We start from the raw sequence: 18007 nt of genomic DNA on the forward strand, positions 1-18007 counted from the left end.
CCGTGTTTTGGGCCACCCCCGGGGTCCGGACGGGTCGTGAGCCGAGGCGTCCCGGGCGGCCCGAGGGGGTGGGGAGGGGCGACGCCGGCGGGCCTTCGCCCGGTGAGTGGCCGAATTCCTACGATGGCGGGGCCTTCTTCGGGCCTTTCCGTGCGGAAAAGTCTCCTTTGTGAGGAGGTTGTCGCGGCTGACATCGCGCTGTTTACAATGCGCGGCTGTGACTCGCCAGCGGAACGCAGTGTTCGTCGACGCCTCCGGGCGCCGACGCCGGCTCATGAAGTTCGTATCGGTCGCCCTGGGTGCCCTGTGCGTGTGTTTTCTCGCCGTCGTGGCGATCGGTGCCTTCGGCGCCGGGCCGGCCGGCGGGCCGCTCCCGTGGAGCCAGAGCCGGCAGGACGGGGAGCCTGCGGCAGGTGAGCCCTCCCCGTCGCGGGAGGACACCGGGGAGCCGGTCGAGGAGGAGCCCGCCGGCGTCGGCGGGACGGAGCGCGAGCCCGCCTCGGAACCGTCGTCCGGGACCCCCGGCCCGCCCGTTCCGAGAGCCTCCAGCCCCGCGGGCCCGGGCGGCGGCACGTCGGAACCGCCGGCGGCCACATCGGCACCTTCCGAGGCGAGCGTGGTGACCGACGCGCCCGGCAACTCGGGCAATGCTCCCCGGCGCAGTCCGGGCGCGGAAGGCAAGGGGCCGAGGTGACCCGGCACGCCGCGCGCCGCGACCCGCGCGCCCACTGGGTGCTGCTGAGCCTCACCCTGGCAGCGCTGGCCACGGCTCTGATCTTCAGCGGCTACGGGCGACACGAGATAGCCCCGACCGCCGCCCCGCCGGGCCGATGCACGGCCACGGCGGACACCGCGTTCTCGGGCGGGCCGGTGCTGAGGAAGGATCCGGAGTCCAGCGGTGTGGTCGCGGCCCGGATGCCCGCCGGCACCGTCGCACTCACCTATGACGGCGGCCCCGACCCCGCCTGGACGCCCGCCCTGCTCGACGTGCTGGCGCGGGGCGGCGCGAAGGCGACGTTCTTTCTCACCGGGACCCAGGCCGCCGCCCACCCCGACCTGGTGCGCAGGATCAAGGACGACGGTCACGAGATCGGATCCCACACCTATACGGACGCCAATCTCGCCGCGCTTTCCGGGCCCCGCACCCGGCTCGAACTCGCCCTCACGCAGAACGTCCTCGCCGGGACGGCGGGCATCGGTACCCACCTCCTGCGGCTGCCGCACACCGCCGGGCCCGCCACGCTCTGCGGAGCCATGGGCGCGGCGGCGTACCGCGCCCTCGACGACGGCTATGTCGTGATCACCGCCGACCCCCCGGGACGGACCTCCGGTCAGGGGGCCGTGCGCACGCTCACCGGCTCACCGGCGGCCGTCGGGGAGACCGAGCGGCTGCTGGCCGCCGGCGGCGGCGGCGAGGTCCGGTTCACCACCATCGGCCGCGGGCTCGGGCTGACGGGCACCACTTACGATGTGTCCACCGCGGCGGAGTGGAGGGGGGCCGCGGTTGTCCGTGCCCAGCAGGGGTCCCGGGCTTTCGCCGACGCCATGACCTGGTTCCTGGTCGCCGCCGGTGTGATCACCGCCGCTCGCCTCGTGATGCTCTTCACCGTGGCGCGGGTCCATGTGAAGCGCGTCCGCGCCAGGCGTCCACGCCGCTCCCGCCGTCGCGGCGGGCCCCTGGTGCCCCCCGTCACCGATCCGGTCTCGGTGATCGTTCCGGCGTACAACGAGGAGGCGGGCATCGAGGCGACCGTGCGTTCGCTGCTCGCGTCCTCCCACGGTGCCGTCCAGGTCATCGTCGTCGACGACGGCTCGACCGACCGGACCTTCCAGATCGCCGACTCCATCGAGGACCGCCGTGTGATGGTGATCCGCCAGCCGAACGCGGGCAAGGCCGCCGCGCTCAACGCGGGTCTGGCCTGGGCCCACTTCGACATCATCGTGATGATCGACGGCGACACCGTCTTCGAGCCCGACGCGATCGGCAACCTGATCCAACCGCTCGCGGATCCGCGAGTGGGCGCCGTGAGCGGCAACACCAAGGTCGGCAACCGGCAGGGGGTCCTCGGCCGCTGGCAGCACCTCGAATACGTCATCGGCTTCAATCTCGACCGCCGTATGTTCGATGTCCTGGAGTGCATGCCGACCGTCCCCGGGGCGATCGGCGCGTTCCGCCGTGAGGCGCTGCTGGGCGTGGGGGGCGTCAGCGACGACACCCTCGCAGAGGACACCGACCTCACCATGGCCCTGTGCCGGGCGGGCTGGCGCGTCGTCTACGAGGAGTCCGCGGTTGCCTGGACGGAGGCCCCGGCGACGGTTCGCCAACTCTGGAAGCAGCGTTACCGCTGGTGCTACGGCACTCTCCAGGCCATGTGGAAGCACCGGGGTGCCGTGGTCGGGCGCGGAGCCGCCGGAAAACTGGGCCGCCGCGGCCTCCTGTACCTCCTGCTCTTCCAGACGGTCCTGCCCTTGCTCGCCCCGCTCGTGGACGTGTTCGCCCTGTACGGTCTGCTGTTCCAGGGAGCCGGGCAGGCGGCGGCCGTCTGGCTCGTGTTCACCGCGGTTCAGGTGCTCAGTGCGATGTACGCGCTGAGGCTGGACCGCGAGCGGTTCGAGCCCCTGTGGAGCCTGCCGCTCCAGATCTTCGTCTACCGCCAGCTGATGTACCTGGTGGTCGTCCAGTCGGTGGTCACGGCCCTCATGGGCAATCGGCTCCGGTGGCAGCGGATGGACCGGACCGGCTCGGCGACGGACGAGCTGTCGGACCGCCGCACCACGGCGGTCTGAGCCCACGCGCGGTGCGATCTGAACCGGGACGACGCATCCGCACGCTCGGCCCACCCGAACACGCTGATGAGCGGCTGCCTCCGGACTCGGCGTCTCGCGCCGAGCGAATAGCTCATCTGTTCGGTTTTCTGGGTACTCTGGAGGCATGTCAGGAGTCCATCTCCAGGGTTCGCTCTTCGACCAGACCGACGAGATCCGCCTCGGCCCGCTGACGGACGTCCGCCGCACGGTGCTCGGCCAGGGGGCCTGGCTCGATGTCCTGCCCGGCTGGCTGAGCGGCGCCGACGCGCTGTTCCAGGAGCTGGTGGACGGCGTCCCCTGGCGCGCGGAGCGGCGCCGGATGTACGAGCGCGAGGTGGACGTGCCCCGGCTGCTCGCGTACTACCGCGAGGGCGAGGCACTGCCCCACCCCGTCCTGGCCGAGGCCCGCGACGCGCTCGGCGCGCACTACGCCGCCGAACTCGGCGAGCCGTTCGTGACGGCCGGACTCTGCTACTACCGCGACGGCCACGACAGCGTCGCCTGGCACGGCGACCGCATCGGCCGGGGCTCCCGTGAGGACACGATGGTCGCCATCCTCTCCGTCGGCACACCGCGCGACCTGGCGCTCCGGCCCAGGAACGGCCACGGCCCCACGGTCCGCAGGGCCCTCGGCCACGGCGACCTCGTGGTCATGGGCGGCTCCTGCCAGCGGACGTGGGAGCACGCCGTGCCCAAGACCAGCCGGGCGGTGGGCGCAAGGATCAGCGTCCAGTTCCGGCCGCGCGGGGTGAACTGAGCGCTCGGGCGGGCGACAGCGGGATGACGGAAGGGCCCGTCGCCCGGACCGGAGCCCGGCGGGCGACGGGCCCTTCCGCACCTCATCCGATCCGGCCGGAGCCGGGTCGCACGGGCGGTCAGACGGGGGTGTTCGGAATCTGGGTGAACCCGGGGGAACACGCGGTGGCGATGTTCGCCGAGTTCAGGGGCGTGACGTCCGAGACCTCGCACGTGGCCTGGAAGATCTTTCCGCTGCCGGCCACCAGGGTGATGAAAAGCTGGCCGGGGTCTTCCTCGGTGACGGACACGGCGGGGTCCTCGGTGCAGTCCGGAGCGCCGGGGACGAGCTCCAGCGGAACCCAGTCGCCGGGGCTCCTGCTGTCGTTGAGGTAGGCGTCCCCCCGGCGGTCGGTCGTGACGCGGAACACCGTTCCGAACAGGCCACTCCCCGAGTAGTCGACGACGGTGGAGCTGACGTCCCGCTCGGTGCGCTCGCACCGCCGCCCGTCCATGACGCCGATCCTGGCGATCAGGTCGTCGGCGCGGGTGATCGACACGGGCATGTCGTCCGCCGTCGCGGAGGGTGCGTTGACGAGTCCGGCGAGGACGATCCCGGTCGCCGCCGGAATGATCCCGGCGGCCAAAGCAAGCTTCTTCATACTGCCCTTCCTCTCGACGCGTGGGAGGCCCGGAAGGCGCGCGGGAGGGGGAACGTCGGCGCGCCTCCGGGCGGATGCACACCGGAGCGTCCTCCCCGAGACGGGTCCCAAGAGGTGGGGGACACCCTTCCCGCACGATGCTCACGGCCTCGTCCGCCGTCGACTATCCACATCCGCGACAGGACGGTTCGCGCGCCGCTCCGAGCCGTCACTCAGGTGCCCACGGCCCTGCCCCGAACGGGCCAGGGCCGTGCCGCGGCGGTGAGCAGGGTCAGACGCGTCGCAGCCTGCAGCGCGCCGGGCCCTTCGCGCGCAGGGTGATGGCCGCGTCGACGGGGACCCGCTCGTCCACCGCGTCCAGTTCGTAGTCGCGCAGGATCATGGCCAGCGCGAGCACGGACTCCAGCATCGAGAAGTGCTGGCCGATGCAGGCACGCGGCCCGCCGCCGAACGGGAACCAGGCGTAGCGCGGACGGTCCTTGTCGGCGCCCGGGGCGAAACGCTCCGGGTCGAAGCGGTCCGGGTCCTCCCAGTAGCGGGGGTGCCGGTGCGTCACCCACGGCGCCACCACCACGTCCGCACCGGCCGGGATCGTGTGCCCGCCGACGACCGCGTCGGCGACCGCCCGGCGGCCGACGACCGGAGCGGCCGGGTAGAGCCGCATCGCCTCCTTCAGCACCTGGGTGAGGTACGGCAGCGCGTCGAGGTCGTACGCCTCGGGAGTACGGCCCCCCAGGATGCGCACGGCCTCCGCCCGCGCCCGGGACTGCTCCTCCGGGTGCCGGGCGAGCAGATGGAGCGCGAACGCCAGCGACGTGGCCGTCGTCTCGTGCCCGGCGAGCAGGAACACCAGCACCTGGTCGCGGATCTCGGACGCGTCCAGGGCCCCGTCCTCGGAGCTCTCCGCCCGGGCGAGCAGGGTCAGGAGGTCGTCGCCCTTCGCCGCCTCCCCCTCCGCGCGGCGCTCCTCGATGATCCGGTCGCACACCCCGTACAGCTCGTCCGTCGCCGTCGCGGCCCGGCGGTTGTCCGGAGTGGGCCAGCTGCGGGGCGGATTGACGGGGGAGTACCCGCGCCGGAGCGTGTATTCGCCGATGGCCGGGAAGCAGCGCTCCACGACGGGAACGGCGGCATCGACGTCCGTGCCGAACAGGATGCGGGCCACCGCCCGCAGCGCCAGCCGCGTCATCTCGTCGACGACGTCCACCGTGCTGTCGGGGGCCGTGGCCCAGCGGGCGAGAAGCCCGGCCGTCTCGTCGGTGACGGCCGCGGCGTAGCCGTCCACACGGCGGCGGGTGAACAGCGGCTGCACGAGCCGCCGTTGTCGCAGGTAGTCGTCGTCCTGGCTGGTCAGCAGTCCGTTGCCGAAGGACTCCCGGACCTCTTCGTAGAACGCGTTGTCCTTGCGGAAGTTGGCGGAGCCGGTCGCCAGCACCTGCTGGGCGCCCTCCGCCGAGAAGACCGCGTACAGCTCCATCCGCAGCCCCGGAGGCCCCGCGGTGAAGCGGACCACGTCGCCGTGCGCCCGGCGGGCGGCGAGATACGTGCCGAGCGAGTCCCGCTTGAGGTCGAACATCGACCCCAGCAAGGGCAGACCGGCCGGGCCCGGCACACGCGCGCTCGTCGTCATGCGCCGACACCGCCGGGGAAGCGGGTCCACGCGGCGCCGGCGACGACGAAGCGCGGGCCGTCCTCGCCGGGCCCGGAGCCACGGACGGGGACGGTGCGGGGCGGGGCGGCTGTCCCGACGCGGTGGCCGCCCCGGTCGTCGCCCCGGTCGGACGTGCTCCGGGCGGGGGCGACTTCGGCGCAGACGCTTCCCCGGCCGCCGCTGTCGCTGGACGTGAACCACGTGAGTCGGTCGCTCATAGCTCGTCGGCCACCTTTCTGACGGACTCGGCTGAGTCCTCGACACAGAGGGCGTGCCCGCGGATCATGTCACGGCGCCGGGACGGCGCACCGGACTTCTCGGCCTCGCGGCGGCTCTCGCGGACGCCCGGGGCGCCCCACCCGCGGGACCGCGGTATCGGGAGGAAGACGGTGTGGGTCGAGACCGGCGACGGCGTGCGGGCCCGCCCCGGGTGTGCTGATCTGGAGGGAGTGGACGACACGCGTCACGACCCGGGCCCGCCCGACGGCGGGCCCTGGCCCGCCGCCACGGTTCCCGCAGCCGTGGACGACTGGCCGTGACAAGGAGGAGCCATGTCCGACCCGGCGAGGCGTTCCCGGCACCTGAGCGGCATGCGCGACGAGCGCTACGGCGAGGTCGTGCTGATCTCGCCGGACGAGTCCGGCGGCCTCAAGGGCGCCGTCTACAACACCTACGGCCTCAACGACTGCCCCATGGACAAGTGGAACGCGCTGGACGCCGGCGCCCTGGCGGCGCAGTTCGGCGTCCCCGCCGTCTTTCTGAACGGCCCCCGGTTCTGGACCATCGACGAGGTCACCACGTACCACTGGGGCGACGTCGAGAAGTTCGACGGCCTCGAGGCCCGCTGGGCTGCCGATGTCCGCATTCCGCCGGACGTCGACGTCGCCGCCGGTTCGGGCAGGAAGCACTACGTGACCACCACCGTGGACCGGGACACCGAGTACGTCCTGAAGGCCGGCAGGCCCGTGTACGCGCTGACCGACGCCGACGGCCGGACCTTCGTGCTGCAGGCCTACTCCCACACCGTGGACCCGGGCCAGACGATGGACTCCCTGGCCTCCCTCGGCGACCGGCTGCGGCTCCCGGAGGGCTGGCGGTTCGGGACGCACACCCCGGACGAGGACATGCACGTACGGACGGCGGACAGGAAGGCCACCGTCGTGCAGGACGAGCTGGAGAACACCTATATGCTGCACGCTTCCTGAGCGGCCGCGGAGGGCGCTGTAGGCTCGGCAGTCCTTGCGACCCGGCGCCGGCCGGCAGACCTGGTGGGGACGGACCTGCTGCTCATGTGGATGCGGAGTGCGGCCGGCGCGCGCCGGCTGGGGACGGCCGGGGCGCTGGCCGTGGCGGCCGGAGGCACCGTCGCCGGGGCGCTGCCCGTTCGCGAGCCCTGGGGGCTGTGGGGCACCCATGGCACCACGGTGACCACGGCCGGCGCGGTCCTCGCCTACGCGGGGCTGACGCTGCTGGTGCCGGCCTGGTGGGCGTACGGCAGGCTGCTCGCGCGCGGTGAGGGGCCCGGAGTCCGGTACACGCTGTTCACGCTCGCGTGGTGGGCAGCGCCGCTCGTCCTCGCGCCCCCGCTCCACAGCGCCGACGTCTACAGCTACATCGCCCAAGGAGCGATGGTCCTCGAGGGCCACGACGTGTACGCGCACGGGCCGTCGGTGCTCGGCCCGGACTCGCTCGGTGCCGACGCGGCGGCGAGCGTCGGCGGCAACTGGACGGACACCCCTGCGCCGTACGGACCCGTGTTCCTGCTGCTGGCGAAGGCCGTGGTGTGGGCCACGGGCGGCACCGTCGTGCCCGCCGTGCTCGGGATGCGGCTGATCGCCGTCGCCGCGCTCGTCGTCACCGTGTGGGCGGTGCGCGGTCTGGCCGTCGAGTGCGGGGCGGACGAGCGCCGCGCGGTGTGGCTGGCCGTGCTCAACCCGCTCCTGCTGCTGCACGTCGTCGGCGGTGTCCACAACGACGGCCTGATGATCGCTCTCATGCTGACCGGGGTCCTGCTCGCGCTGCGCGGGAGACCGATCGCGGGCAGCGCGGTCGTCGCACTCGCCGTGATGATCAAGTCCCCGGCGGCGCTCGCGCTGCTCTTCATCGGGCTGATCGTGGTCCGCCGGGGCGAAGGGCCTCTGGCGCGGCGCCTGGTGAGGGGCCTGCCCGGCCCCGGTCTGGTGGCCGCCGCGGTCGTGGTCGCTGCGTCGCTGATCGGCGGCACCGGCTTCGGCTGGCTGCGCACGCAGAGCGTCGCCGGGGCCATCCACACGCCCCTGTCGCTCACCAGCGACCTCGGCCAGGCCGCCGGCCTCGCCGCCCGGGCCCTCACCGGCGCCGAACTCGCCACGGTGAAGGGCGCGGTGCAGACGCTCGGTCTCGCCGCCGCGCTCGCGGTGATCGCCTTCCTCGCGTTCCGGACGCTGCTCCCGTGGCGGGGCCGACCGGCTCTCGATCCCGTGTACGGCCTGGGGTTGTCGCTGCTCGTGCTGGTGGCGCTCTCGCCCATGGTGCAGCCGTGGTACCTGCTCTGGGGCACGGCGGCCGTCGCCGCGACGGTGCCGGCTTGGGACTCCCCGGCCGTCCGCGTGCTGATGGTGCTCTCCGTCGGACTGGTCTACGAGACGGCCCCCTCGGGGCACACCCCGCCGTACGGCTTCGTGCTGGGGGCGATCGCCTGCGCATCGGCGCTGGTCGCGCTGCGCCGGGGCGCAACGAGCGCGGCCCTCGCCGCCGCTGGCGGACCGACCGTCCCGCGAGGGCGTGCCAGCGCCTCTCGATGAGGGGAGACGGTCGACGAGGACGTGGGCACGGGGGCGGCCGCGGCCTTGGCTGTTCACCGAGTGCAGGGAGGGGCCGTGGGCTGTCTGTGACGGCTGATGGGAAGGTGCCGGTCGTACGCGCGGGAGCAGTGCCCGCGCGACGGTCGGCTGCGCGGGTGTGGCCGCGCATGTGACAGGCCACCCGGCGGGCTGCCAGGGGGCATCGTGATCCATGCGATATCCAGCCGAGCTGGTACCGCGGGCCCGCCGGTGCGACGGTAGCCGAACTGTGCTCTCTACCGATACCGAGGCCCATCATGTCCGGTCTGCCGTTCTTCGCTCCCTGGCTGGTGCTGGCCTCCGCGCTCTGGGCGATGCTGCCGATCCTTTGTCCCAGGCAGCGGCGGGCGGGCATCGTCATCGCCGTCTCGCACCTCATCGGGACGCTGGCAATTGCGCAGCCCTGGGCCGAGAACTGGTACTGGGATGTCGGGTGGTGGCTGATTCTCGTCTTGGGTCAGGGCACCCTTGTTGCGCTGGGACGGCTGGTCTTCGAACTCAGCCCGCTCGGCGCCCGTCACCCCCGTGCGGCGCCCCGGTCCCCGGGAAGCGACCCGGTGGTGGCCCGGCCCGGGTCGTGAGCCGGATCATGCGCTCCACAGGTCCCCGGGCCGAGGACCATGCAGGGCGATGTTGGCTGGCAGCGGGGAGTTCGGTGGGCCCTGCGGAGTATTCGGCGGAACCTGGCTTCGAAGCGCGGAATGGGCCGGACCGTCCGTGTTCAGGATTGCCGCAAGCACGTCGGCCACGTCGGCAGGCACGCTCTCGGTCATCCCATCACCGTATCTGACCAGGAGCTTTTGGCTCCAGGCGCATCCTGAGATTCTGCTTCGCGCCGCGGGTGATCCGCTCCGCGGCGCCGCCGACGGCCCCGCCCTCACCGCCCCCGGCGGACCGACCGTCCCGCCAGGGCGGACGTGCGCCTCCCGTCCTCGATGACGAAGGTGCCGTCGATCAGGACGTGGGGGATGCCGTTCGGCAGGGTGCGCGGGGCGTCGAAGGTGGAGCCCGCCGCGACCGTGTCCGGGTCGAAGAGGACGAGGTCCGCCCGGTAGCCCTCGCGGACCAGGCCGCGGTCCGGCAGCCGGAGGCGGGCGGCCGGGCGGGAGGTGAGGTGGGCGACCGTCTCCTCCAGGGAGAGGACGCCCAGTTCGCGGGCGTAGCGGCCGAGGTAGTGCGGGAAGGTGCCGTAGGCGCGCGGGTGCGGCTTGTCGCCCTGGAGGATGCCGTCGCTGCCGCCGGTGTGGACGCGGTGGCGCATGATCGCGCGGACGTTCTCCTCGTGGCCGACGTGCTGGAGGATCGTGGAGCCGAGCCGGTCGGCCAGCAGCAGTCCGCGCGCCGTGATCCAGGGCTCCTCGCCGCGGAGTGCCGCGCTCTCCGCTACGGTCCGGCCGACGAACGGCGCCAGCGAGGGCTCGGTGACGCCCGAGATCTCGATCGTGTCCCACTCGACGGGCACGCCGTGGCAGCCGTCGGAGCCGAGGACCTCCATGTGGTGGCGGATCCGTCCGGCGGTGGTGTCGTCGGCGAGCCGCGCCAGGGTGGCCTCCGGGCCGCCCTCGCTCGCCCAGCTCGGGAGGGTCGCGACGAGCGTGGTGCAGCCCGGGGTGTACGGGTAGGTGTCGAGGGAGATGTCGGCGCCCGCGTCGAGCGCCGCGTCCAGCAGGGCCAGCAGTTCGGGAGCCCGGCCCCTGTTCACGCCGAAGTTCATGGTGGCGTGGGCGAGGTGGAGGGCGCAGCCGGCGTCCCGGGTGAGCCGGACCATCTCCTCGTACGCCTCCAGGGCTCCGGCCCCGTAACTGCGGTGGTGGGGGCAGTAGTAGCCGTCGTACGAGGCCACGACCCGGCACAGTTCGGTGAGTTCGGAGCCGGTCGCGTACATGCCGGGGGTGTACGTGAGGCCGGACGACATCCCGACGGCCCCCTGCTCCAGGCCCTCGGCGACGAGCTGTTTCATGTGCGCGAGCTCGGCGTCCGTGGCGGGGCGGTCGTCCCAGCCGACCGCGTACATCCGGACGGTTCCCTGCGGGACGAGGTAGGCGGCGTTGACGGCCGTGCCCTGCCGGTCGATGCGGTCGAGGTACTCGCCGACGGTGCGCCAGTCGACGTCGACGTCGGAACCGTCGCCGTTCCAGCCCGTGATGGCCGTGCGGACCTGGGCGAGAGTCCGGTCGTCCACGGGCGCGTACGACAGCCCGTCCTGGCCGAGCACTTCGAGGGTCACGCCCTGGGCGGCCTTGGCGCTGTGGTCCGGGTCGCGCAGCAGCGCGAGGTCGCTGTGGGCGTGCATGTCGATGAAGCCGGGGGAGAGGGCGAGACCGTGGGCGTCCAGGACGCGCCGCCCGCTGGGCCGCTCGCCCCCGCCCTCCCGGGCGATGGCGCCGATCCGGCCGTCCCGGATGCCGACGTCGGCACGGTAGGAGTCACCGCCGCTGCCGTCGACGACGCGTACGTCACGGATGACCAGGTCCATGGGGTGCCTTTCTCGACGGGCGGGGCGGCTCCGTACGGGTCCGGGGCGGCGGGAGGGGCGTGGGTGCGGGCCGGGGACCGGTCGGGGCGATCGGTCGGGGCGAGGCGCCGGCCCCGAGGGCCGGGGCCCGTCGATCAGAAGAAGGTGCGGATGTAGTCCGTGACGGTGCCGTCCGCCTCGGCCACCGGGATCAGCTGCCACTTGTCGAAGGACGTGCACGGGTGGGACAGGCCCATGCCGATCCAGTCCCCGACCTCCAGGTCCGCGTCCTCGTCCGTCCTCAGCCACGCGTGCTGGTCCGACAGGCCGGTGACCGTGATCCCGGCGGCCGGGCGCACCGACCCGTCGCGGGCGTCCCGGACGACCTGCGCCTCGGGGAGGTCGAGGTCGTACGCGGCGTCCCGCTTGCCCGCGTTGGCGAACGCCTGCTGCCCCGTCGGCCGGGACACGACCTGGGCCCAGAGGCGGAACGCCGGCTCCAGCGCGCCCTCCTCGGGCATCCGGTTGAACGGCGTCAGATGCCTGTAGTGGCCGTCGTCGTGGGAGACGTACGCGCCGGAGCGCAGCAGCTTCAGCACCGGGCGGGACAGCGAGGGCAGTTCTTCGGCGAACACCTCGGCGACCGTGTCGAACCAGGCGCTGCCGCCGGCGCTGACCACGATCTCGTCCGTGTCCGCGAAGCGGCCGTCCTTGTCGAACGAGACGGCGAGCGAGACGAGCCGGTGCAGCCAGTCGCGCACCCGTTCGGGCGTCGCGTCCGGGACCTCGCCCTCGTAGCCCGCGACACCGACCAGCCGCAGGGCCGTGGTCGAGGCGACCGCGTCGGCGACGGCGGTGCAGTCCGCCTCGCTGCGGGCACCGGTACGGGCGCCGTCGCCGGCACCGAGCTCCACGACGACGTCCACCGGCCGGGCGGCACCGTGCAGTGCCTCGGCCATCAGCTCCACGCCGCGCACGGAGTCGACGTAGCAGATGAACCGGAAGTCGGGGTCCCGCTCCAGCTCCCCGGCGAGCCAGCGCAGCGCCACCGGGTCGACGAGTTCGTTGGCGAGGAAGACGCGCCGGATCCCGTGGGCGCGGTAGACACGCAGCTGGTGCGGGACGGCGGCGGTGATGCCCCAGGCCCCGCGCTCCAGTTGGCGGGCGAAGAGCTGCGGGGACATGGAGGTCTTGCCGTGCGGGGCGAACGCGAGACCGTGGCGCTCGGCGTACGTCTCCAACAGGGCGAGGTTGTGCTCGAGGGACTCCGCGGAGAGGGCGAGTACGGGAGTGGTGAAGCCGCCGGTGAAGAGGTTGCGCCGCTGGGCGGCCAGCTCGCCGACGGTCAGGCCCTCGGCGTCCGGGGGGAGCGCCTTGAAGCGGTGGTCGACGGTCTCGCGCTCGAGCCGGTCGAGGCCTTCGACGGTGTTGTCGGCGGGCATGGTGTGCCTCCTCCGTGTGCGGTTGCATCATGTGCAATGGTCATTGCGTATAACGCTCAGCGCTGTCTAACATCCCAGCCGATGCCGGGTCAACGGACCCATCAGACCAAGCCCGACCACCAGAGGAGCGCCAGGGTGACCGGAACCGCAGCAGTGGACGGCGGCGTCGTGGACGTCGTCTGCCTCGGCGAGTCCATGGTCACGTTCCTGCCCTCGCGGCCCGGCCGTCTCGCCGACGTCCCCTCCTTCTCCCGCGCCATCGGCGGCGCGGAGTCCAACGTGGCCTGTGCGCTGGCGGGGGCGGGCCACTCGGTGAAGTGGGTCAGCCGGGTCGGCGCGGACGGCTTCGGCGACCACCTGATCGCGGCCGTGGCGGCGTACGGCGTCGACACCGGCGCGGTCCGCCGCGACCCCGGCCGGCCCACGGGCATCTACTTCCGCACCGCCACCGACCGGGCCACGGACGCCCACGAGGTCGTGTACTACCGCGCGGGCTCGGCAGCCTCGGCGATGTCCCCGGCCAACGTCCCCACCGACGACCTCGACCGGGCGCGGATCCTCCACCTCTCCGGCATCACCGCGGCGCTGTCCCCGGACTGCCTCGCGCTGATGCGCGGTCTGACCGCCCGGCGCCCCGGCCGCCCGCTGCTCTCGTTCGACGTCAACCACCGTCCGGGCCTCGGCCGGGACGACCCCGCCGTGCTCCTCGAACTCGCCCGCGGCGCCGACCTCGTGTTCGTGGGCGAGGACGAGGCGGAGCGCGCCTGGGGCCTGGACGGTCCCGCCTCGATCCGCGAGGCGCTGCCGGAACCCGCCGTCCTCGTCGTCAAGCAGGGCGCGCGGGGGGCCGTGGCGTACGCCCGGCAGGCGCAGCCCGCCGGCGCCGTGCGACCGGCACCGGCACGGGCGCACGACACCGAGACCCACGTCCCCGCCCCGCACGTGGACGTCGTCGCCCCCGTCGGTGCGGGGGACGCCTTCGCCGCCGGCTTCCTGTCGGCGACGCTGCGCGGGCTCCCCGTGGGCGACCGGCTGCGGCACGGCCATCTGATGGCCGCGGCCGCCCTCACCGTCCCCGGTGACCTGGGCAGCCCGCCCCCCGCCGGACCGTCCGGTCCCGACGACCCTGCGGGCCCCGGCTCCACAGCCCACGACCCCACGGCCGACGACCCCGCGGCCCGGTACGCGGCGCCCCTCACCCTCGCGTACGCGGACCGTCTCGTCGCCCTCGACGACGACCGCTGGGGGACACTTCACCTCGGCCCCGGCTGGACGGCAGCCGCGCAGGCCACGGAGGAGGTACGCACGCCATGAGCCAGACCGTCGACCGCGCGCTCAGCATCCTGCCGCTGCTCGCACAGGGACCCGCCGACCTCGGACAGGTGGCCGAGCGGCTCGGGGTCCACAAGTCCACCGCGCTGCGCCTCCTCCGCACGCTGCACGAGCACGGGCTCGTCTACCGGCAGCAGGACCAGCGCTACCGCCTGGGGGCCCGCCTCTTCGCCCTCGCCCAGGAGGCCGTGGAGAACCTCGACATCCGCGAGATCGCCCACCCCCACCTCGTCGCCCTCAACGAGCGGTGCGGTCACACGGTCCACCTCGCGGTGTACGAGGAGAACGAGGTCCTCTACATCGACAAGGTCGAGAGCCGCTACCCGGTCCGCATGTACTCGCGGATCGGCAAGCCCGTCGCCATCACCGTCGCAGCCGTGGCGAAGCTGCTCCTCGCCGATCTGCCCGAGGCCGAGCGCCGCGCCCTCGCCGAGCGCCTCGACTTCCCCATGTACACGCCCCGTTCGATCCCCCATGCCGCCGCCTTCCTCGAGGAGCTGGCGGCCGTGCGCGAACAGGGCTGGGCCACCGACCTCGGTGGCCACGAGGAGTCCATCAACTGCGTCGGGGCGCCGATCCGCGGCGCCGACGGCCGCGTCGTCGCCGCCATGTCGGTCTCCGCGCCGAACGTCGTCGTCACCGCCGAGGAACTCCTCAGCCTGCTCCCGCTGGTGCGCCGTACCGCCGACGCCATCAGCCGGGAGTACTCCGGCAGCGCCCCTGCCCGTCACCACACCCCACCCGAGGACACCGCATGACCGAGAAGACCGCCGTCACCCCCGCCACCCACACCGTCCCGCCCGCCGCTTTCTCCCACGGCGTCCGCAAGGGCAACATCCTCCAGGTCGCCGGGCAGGTCGGCTTCCTCCCCGCCGTCGAGGGCCAGGCACCCACCGTCGCCGGACCGGCCCTGCGCGAGCAGACCCTGCAGACCCTCGCGAACGTCGCCTCCGTCCTGCGGGAGGGCGGCGCGAGCTGGGACGACGTGATGATGATCCGCGTCTACCTCACGGACACGGACCACTTCGCCGAGATGAACGAGATCTACAACGCCTACTTCGAGGAGCAGGGCCTCAAGGAGGCGCCCGCCGCCCGTACGACGGTCTACGTCGGTCTGCCCGAGGGCCTCCTCATCGAGATCGACGCCCTGGCGGTCCTCGGCTAGGGCGTGTCGCGAAGGTCCCTCCCGGCTCGCGAAGCCCGGCACGCACGCTCGCTGCGTTGTCTCGCAGTCGTCCGAGTACGTCCGGTACGAGGATGATCCTTTGCCGTGCGATCACACGCACCGGACGCCGCAGGCCCCGCCCCGCGGGCGGACGGAGGTGCTTTCGCCACACGCCCCAGGTCCCCGGTCGCCCCGCGGCCGGAACGCCGGGGCCCACCGACCGGTACGCCGGACAGGCCCACCGACCGGTACGCCGGACGCCCCCGACCGGAACGCCCGCACCCGGACGGTCCCCCTGACGCACCCCCCCCACAGCACGGCACGGCGCCCACCCCCGGAGCGCCGTGCCGTGATCCGCCCTGCCCCGAAACCCCCGCCCCCGGAGGAATCCCCGTGCTGCTCGCCGCCGACGCCCCGCCACCACCCACGCCCCACACGGGCGGACTGCTCCTGCTGATACCCGGGACCGCCGGACTGCTGACCGTCGCCGCCCTCGGTATCGCCCTGCTCCTCTTCCTGATCATCAAGGCCCGGCTGCAGCCGTTCGTCGCGCTCCTCGCCGTGTCCACGGTCGTCGGCCTCGCCGCCGGGCTGTCCGTCACCGAACTCTTCGGCACCGTCCAGAAGTCGGCCGCCGTCTCCGTCATCGAGACCGGCATGGGCGGCATCCTCGGGCATGTGGCGATCATCATCGGCCTCGGCACGATGCTGGGCGCGATCCTCGAAGTGTCCGGCGGCGCCGAGGTGCTGAGCAGTCGTCTGCTGAGCCTCTTCGGCGAGAAGCGCGCCCCGCTCGCCATGGGCCTCACCGGCCTGATCTTCGGCGTCCCGGTCTTCTTCGACGTCGGCATCTTCGTCCTCGCACCGATCGTCTACGCGGCCGCCAAGCGGTCCGGCAGGTCGATCCTGCTGTACGCGATGCCTCTGCTCGCGGGTCTGTCCATGACCCACGCCTTCCTGCCGCCGCACCCCGGCCCGGTCGCCGCGGCGGGACTGCTCCACGTCTCGCTCGGCTGGGTCATCCTCATGGGCATCGTCGTCGGCCTCCCCGCCGTCCTCGCGGCCTGGGTCTTCGCCGCGTGGATCGGCAGGCGGATCTTCGTCCCCGTGCCGGAGGACATGGTCGAGGCGGCCGAGGACGCCAAGGCCGCCGTCGCCGCCGAACAGGCGGCCGCCGGCCGTACGCCGCGGGAGGCCCCGGTCGCGCTCGCGACCGTGCTCACCATCATCGGCACCCCGCTGCTCCTGATCCTCGCCGCCACGTTCTCCTCCATCGCCCTGGAGGAGTCCACCCTGCGCTCGGTCGTCGAGTTCTTCGGCAACCCCTTCGTCGCCCTGACGATCGCCCTGGTCATGGCGTACTACCTGCTGGGCATCCGGCGCGGCTGGACCCGCAAGTCCCTGGAGTCCGTGTCCACCCGGTCCCTCAAGCCGGTCGGCAACATCCTGCTCGTCGTCGGCGCCGGCGGGGTGTTCGGGGCGGTCCTCAAGGCCAGCGGTGTCGCGCAGGCGCTCTCCGACACCTTCAACGACGTCGGGCTCCCGGTCATCGTGCTGGCCTATCTGATCTCGCTCGTCCTGCGCGTCGCCCAGGGCTCCGCGACGGTGGCGATCGTGACGACCGCCGGCATCGTCCTCCCGCTCCTGGAGGGCGGTGGCCACTCGCAGCCCTTCCTCGCCCTGGTCATCATGGCGATCTCGGCGGGCTCGATCTTCGCCTCGCACGTCAACGACGGCGGGTTCTGGATCGTCGCCAAGTACTTCGGCATCTCGGAGCGGGACACGCTGAAGTCGTGGACCGTGCTGGAGTCCGTGCTCTCGGTCGCGGGCTTCGTGGCGGCGGCGCTGCTCAGTCTGGCGGTGTAGGCGGCGTACGCGGGTACGCCGGGCCTCCGCACAGCCCGGACATGGCACGTACGCCGAGCACGCCTACGCCACGGCCACCGCCCCGGACCGGTGACCGCCGGTCCGGGGCGGTGGCCGTGTGCCACCGGGCCCGCCCGCGGGACGGTCCTCCGGCGCGGACGGGTCCTCCCGCCCGTCGTCCGGACGCCGGGCACGCGCGCCGCGTTCTCACCCGCCGCAGCCACCGCCGCAGCCACCGCCCCCGCAGCCACCGGAGCCGCCCCCGCCGTCGGGAGAGATGCGGCGCCGGACCTTGGCGTCGGCGATGGCCTTCGTACCGAGCAGGGCGACACCGAGCCCGTTCGCCTCCGTGCCGAGGTGCAGCCCGGGCCGGTCGAGGGCCGCCCAGTGGGAGCCGCGGCGGCTCTCGTACTCGGCGCGCAGCGACGCCAGCGCCGACCGTCCCGCCGGGGTGAGCCGTCCGAGGCGGACGAACGCGTACCGCGCCGCGAACCCCGTCACGGCCACGACGGCGAGCGGGACGTAGGGTTCGGGCCCCGCGGCGACCGCGGCCAGCAGGGCGGCGACGCAGAGGGCACCGTGCCCCAGGGACGGCCCTCGCCAGCGCCGGGTGGTGTCCTCGTCCCACAGGAACCGGTCGGCGACCAGCCGTGACGTCAGCCGCTCCACCGCGGGGGACCCGGTGAGCGCCTGGTGGACCTTCGCGGTGGTGACGGTGGAGCCGAGCCCCAGGCGCAGCACCGCCCGCTCGGTGTCGGTCCATTCCGGGCCGCCCTCACCGGCGGGCTGCACCGTGTGGCCCCGCTTCGTGGAGACGATCCGCCCCGCCGCGTGCAGCCGGAAGAGCACGGTGTGGGTGAGCCGCAGCGTCCCGCCCGCGAGGAGCGCGACGGCGAGCGGATCGACGGGCGGCGGCACGCCCGGCTGCTCGGTGTGGTCCCGCCCGGCCCCGCGCCGGATCCTGATCAGCACGGTCAGCGAGGCGCCGATCAGCAGCGCCGCCACCGCGGTGCCGATTGCCATGACGACGGCCATGCCGCCCTCCCCCCGTCGTACCCACCCGACGTGG

The 18007-nt window shown here is 73.4% G+C and carries 15 protein-coding genes; 9 read left to right on the plus strand and 6 right to left on the minus strand.

The features are described from left to right. Positions 1-690 precede the first annotated feature (690 nt). A complete protein-coding gene (locus QRN89_RS21995) occupies positions 691-2787 on the plus strand; it encodes a bifunctional polysaccharide deacetylase/glycosyltransferase family 2 protein (protein WP_290351093.1) in 2097 nt (698 codons plus the stop codon). 145 nt (positions 2788-2932) lie between these two features. Then, positions 2933-3565: an alpha-ketoglutarate-dependent dioxygenase AlkB gene (locus tag QRN89_RS22000; RefSeq protein WP_290351094.1), complete on the plus strand. Its 633-nt coding sequence runs from the start codon at positions 2933-2935 to the stop codon at positions 3563-3565. A 118-nt stretch (positions 3566-3683) separates the two neighbouring features. Here QRN89_RS22000 and QRN89_RS22005 read toward each other — a convergent pair whose 3' ends face one another. The 3 genes from QRN89_RS22005 to QRN89_RS22015 form a co-directional block, all read right to left on the minus strand. Beyond that, positions 3684-4205 (minus strand): hypothetical protein, encoded by a 522-nt coding sequence (locus QRN89_RS22005; protein WP_290351095.1) that lies wholly within the window; start codon positions 4203-4205, stop codon positions 3684-3686. Between the two features lie 271 nt (positions 4206-4476). Next, a complete protein-coding gene (locus QRN89_RS22010) occupies positions 4477-5835 on the minus strand; it encodes a cytochrome P450 (RefSeq protein WP_290351096.1) in 1359 nt (452 codons plus the stop codon). Continuing rightward, positions 5832-6074, minus strand: coding sequence for a DUF397 domain-containing protein (locus QRN89_RS22015; RefSeq protein WP_290351097.1), 243 nt, complete (start codon positions 6072-6074; stop codon positions 5832-5834). The genes QRN89_RS22010 and QRN89_RS22015 overlap by 4 nt, the downstream gene beginning before the upstream one ends. 333 nt (positions 6075-6407) lie before the next feature. Here QRN89_RS22015 and QRN89_RS22020 point away from each other — a divergent pair, with 333 nt between their 5' ends. The 3 genes from QRN89_RS22020 (at position 6408) to QRN89_RS22030 (ending at position 9259) form a co-directional block, all read left to right on the plus strand. After that, a complete protein-coding gene (locus QRN89_RS22020) occupies positions 6408-7061 on the plus strand; it encodes a hypothetical protein (protein ID WP_290351098.1) in 654 nt (217 codons plus the stop codon). 84 nt (positions 7062-7145) lie between these two features. Further along, positions 7146-8639 (plus strand): polyprenol phosphomannose-dependent alpha 1,6 mannosyltransferase MptB, encoded by a 1494-nt coding sequence (gene mptB, locus QRN89_RS22025; protein WP_290353815.1) that lies wholly within the window; start codon positions 7146-7148, stop codon positions 8637-8639. 296 nt (positions 8640-8935) lie between these two features. After that, complete coding sequence (locus QRN89_RS22030) at positions 8936-9259, plus strand: hypothetical protein (RefSeq protein WP_290351099.1); 324 nt, start codon at positions 8936-8938, stop codon at positions 9257-9259. Between the two features lie 296 nt (positions 9260-9555). On the opposite strand, the gene QRN89_RS22035 is transcribed toward QRN89_RS22030, so the two are convergent. Beyond that, positions 9556-11154, minus strand: a complete 1599-nt coding sequence (locus QRN89_RS22035) for an N-acyl-D-amino-acid deacylase family protein (RefSeq protein ID WP_290351100.1) — start codon at positions 11152-11154, stop codon at positions 9556-9558. 134 nt (positions 11155-11288) lie between these two features. Then, complete coding sequence (locus QRN89_RS22040) at positions 11289-12575, minus strand: amino acid deaminase (RefSeq protein ID WP_290351101.1); 1287 nt, start codon at positions 12573-12575, stop codon at positions 11289-11291. 195 nt (positions 12576-12770) lie between these two features. Here QRN89_RS22040 and QRN89_RS22045 point away from each other — a divergent pair, with 195 nt between their 5' ends. From QRN89_RS22045 to QRN89_RS22060, 4 genes are all read left to right on the plus strand, one after another. Beyond that, entirely contained in the window at positions 12771-13889 is a 1119-nt protein-coding gene (locus QRN89_RS22045; RefSeq protein WP_390701414.1) for a sugar kinase, read from the plus strand. Then, positions 13886-14665: an IclR family transcriptional regulator gene (locus QRN89_RS22050; protein WP_290351103.1), complete on the plus strand. Its 780-nt coding sequence runs from the start codon at positions 13886-13888 to the stop codon at positions 14663-14665. Before QRN89_RS22045 ends, QRN89_RS22050 begins: the two co-directional genes overlap by 4 nt. After that, positions 14662-15072, plus strand: a complete 411-nt coding sequence (locus QRN89_RS22055) for a RidA family protein (protein WP_290351104.1) — start codon at positions 14662-14664, stop codon at positions 15070-15072. Before QRN89_RS22050 ends, QRN89_RS22055 begins: the two co-directional genes overlap by 4 nt. Positions 15073-15465: 393 nt before the next feature. After that, positions 15466-16938, plus strand: a complete 1473-nt coding sequence (locus tag QRN89_RS22060; protein WP_290351105.1) for a GntP family permease — start codon at positions 15466-15468, stop codon at positions 16936-16938. A 207-nt stretch (positions 16939-17145) separates the two neighbouring features. On the opposite strand, the gene QRN89_RS22065 is transcribed toward QRN89_RS22060, so the two are convergent. Next, positions 17146-17973 (minus strand): TIGR04222 domain-containing membrane protein, encoded by an 828-nt coding sequence (locus QRN89_RS22065; RefSeq protein ID WP_290351106.1) that lies wholly within the window; start codon positions 17971-17973, stop codon positions 17146-17148. Between the last annotated feature and the right edge of the window lie 34 nt (positions 17974-18007).

This window comes from Streptomyces sp. HUAS CB01 (assembly GCF_030406905.1).
GTDB lineage: Bacteria > Actinomycetota > Actinomycetes > Streptomycetales > Streptomycetaceae > Streptomyces > Streptomyces chengbuensis.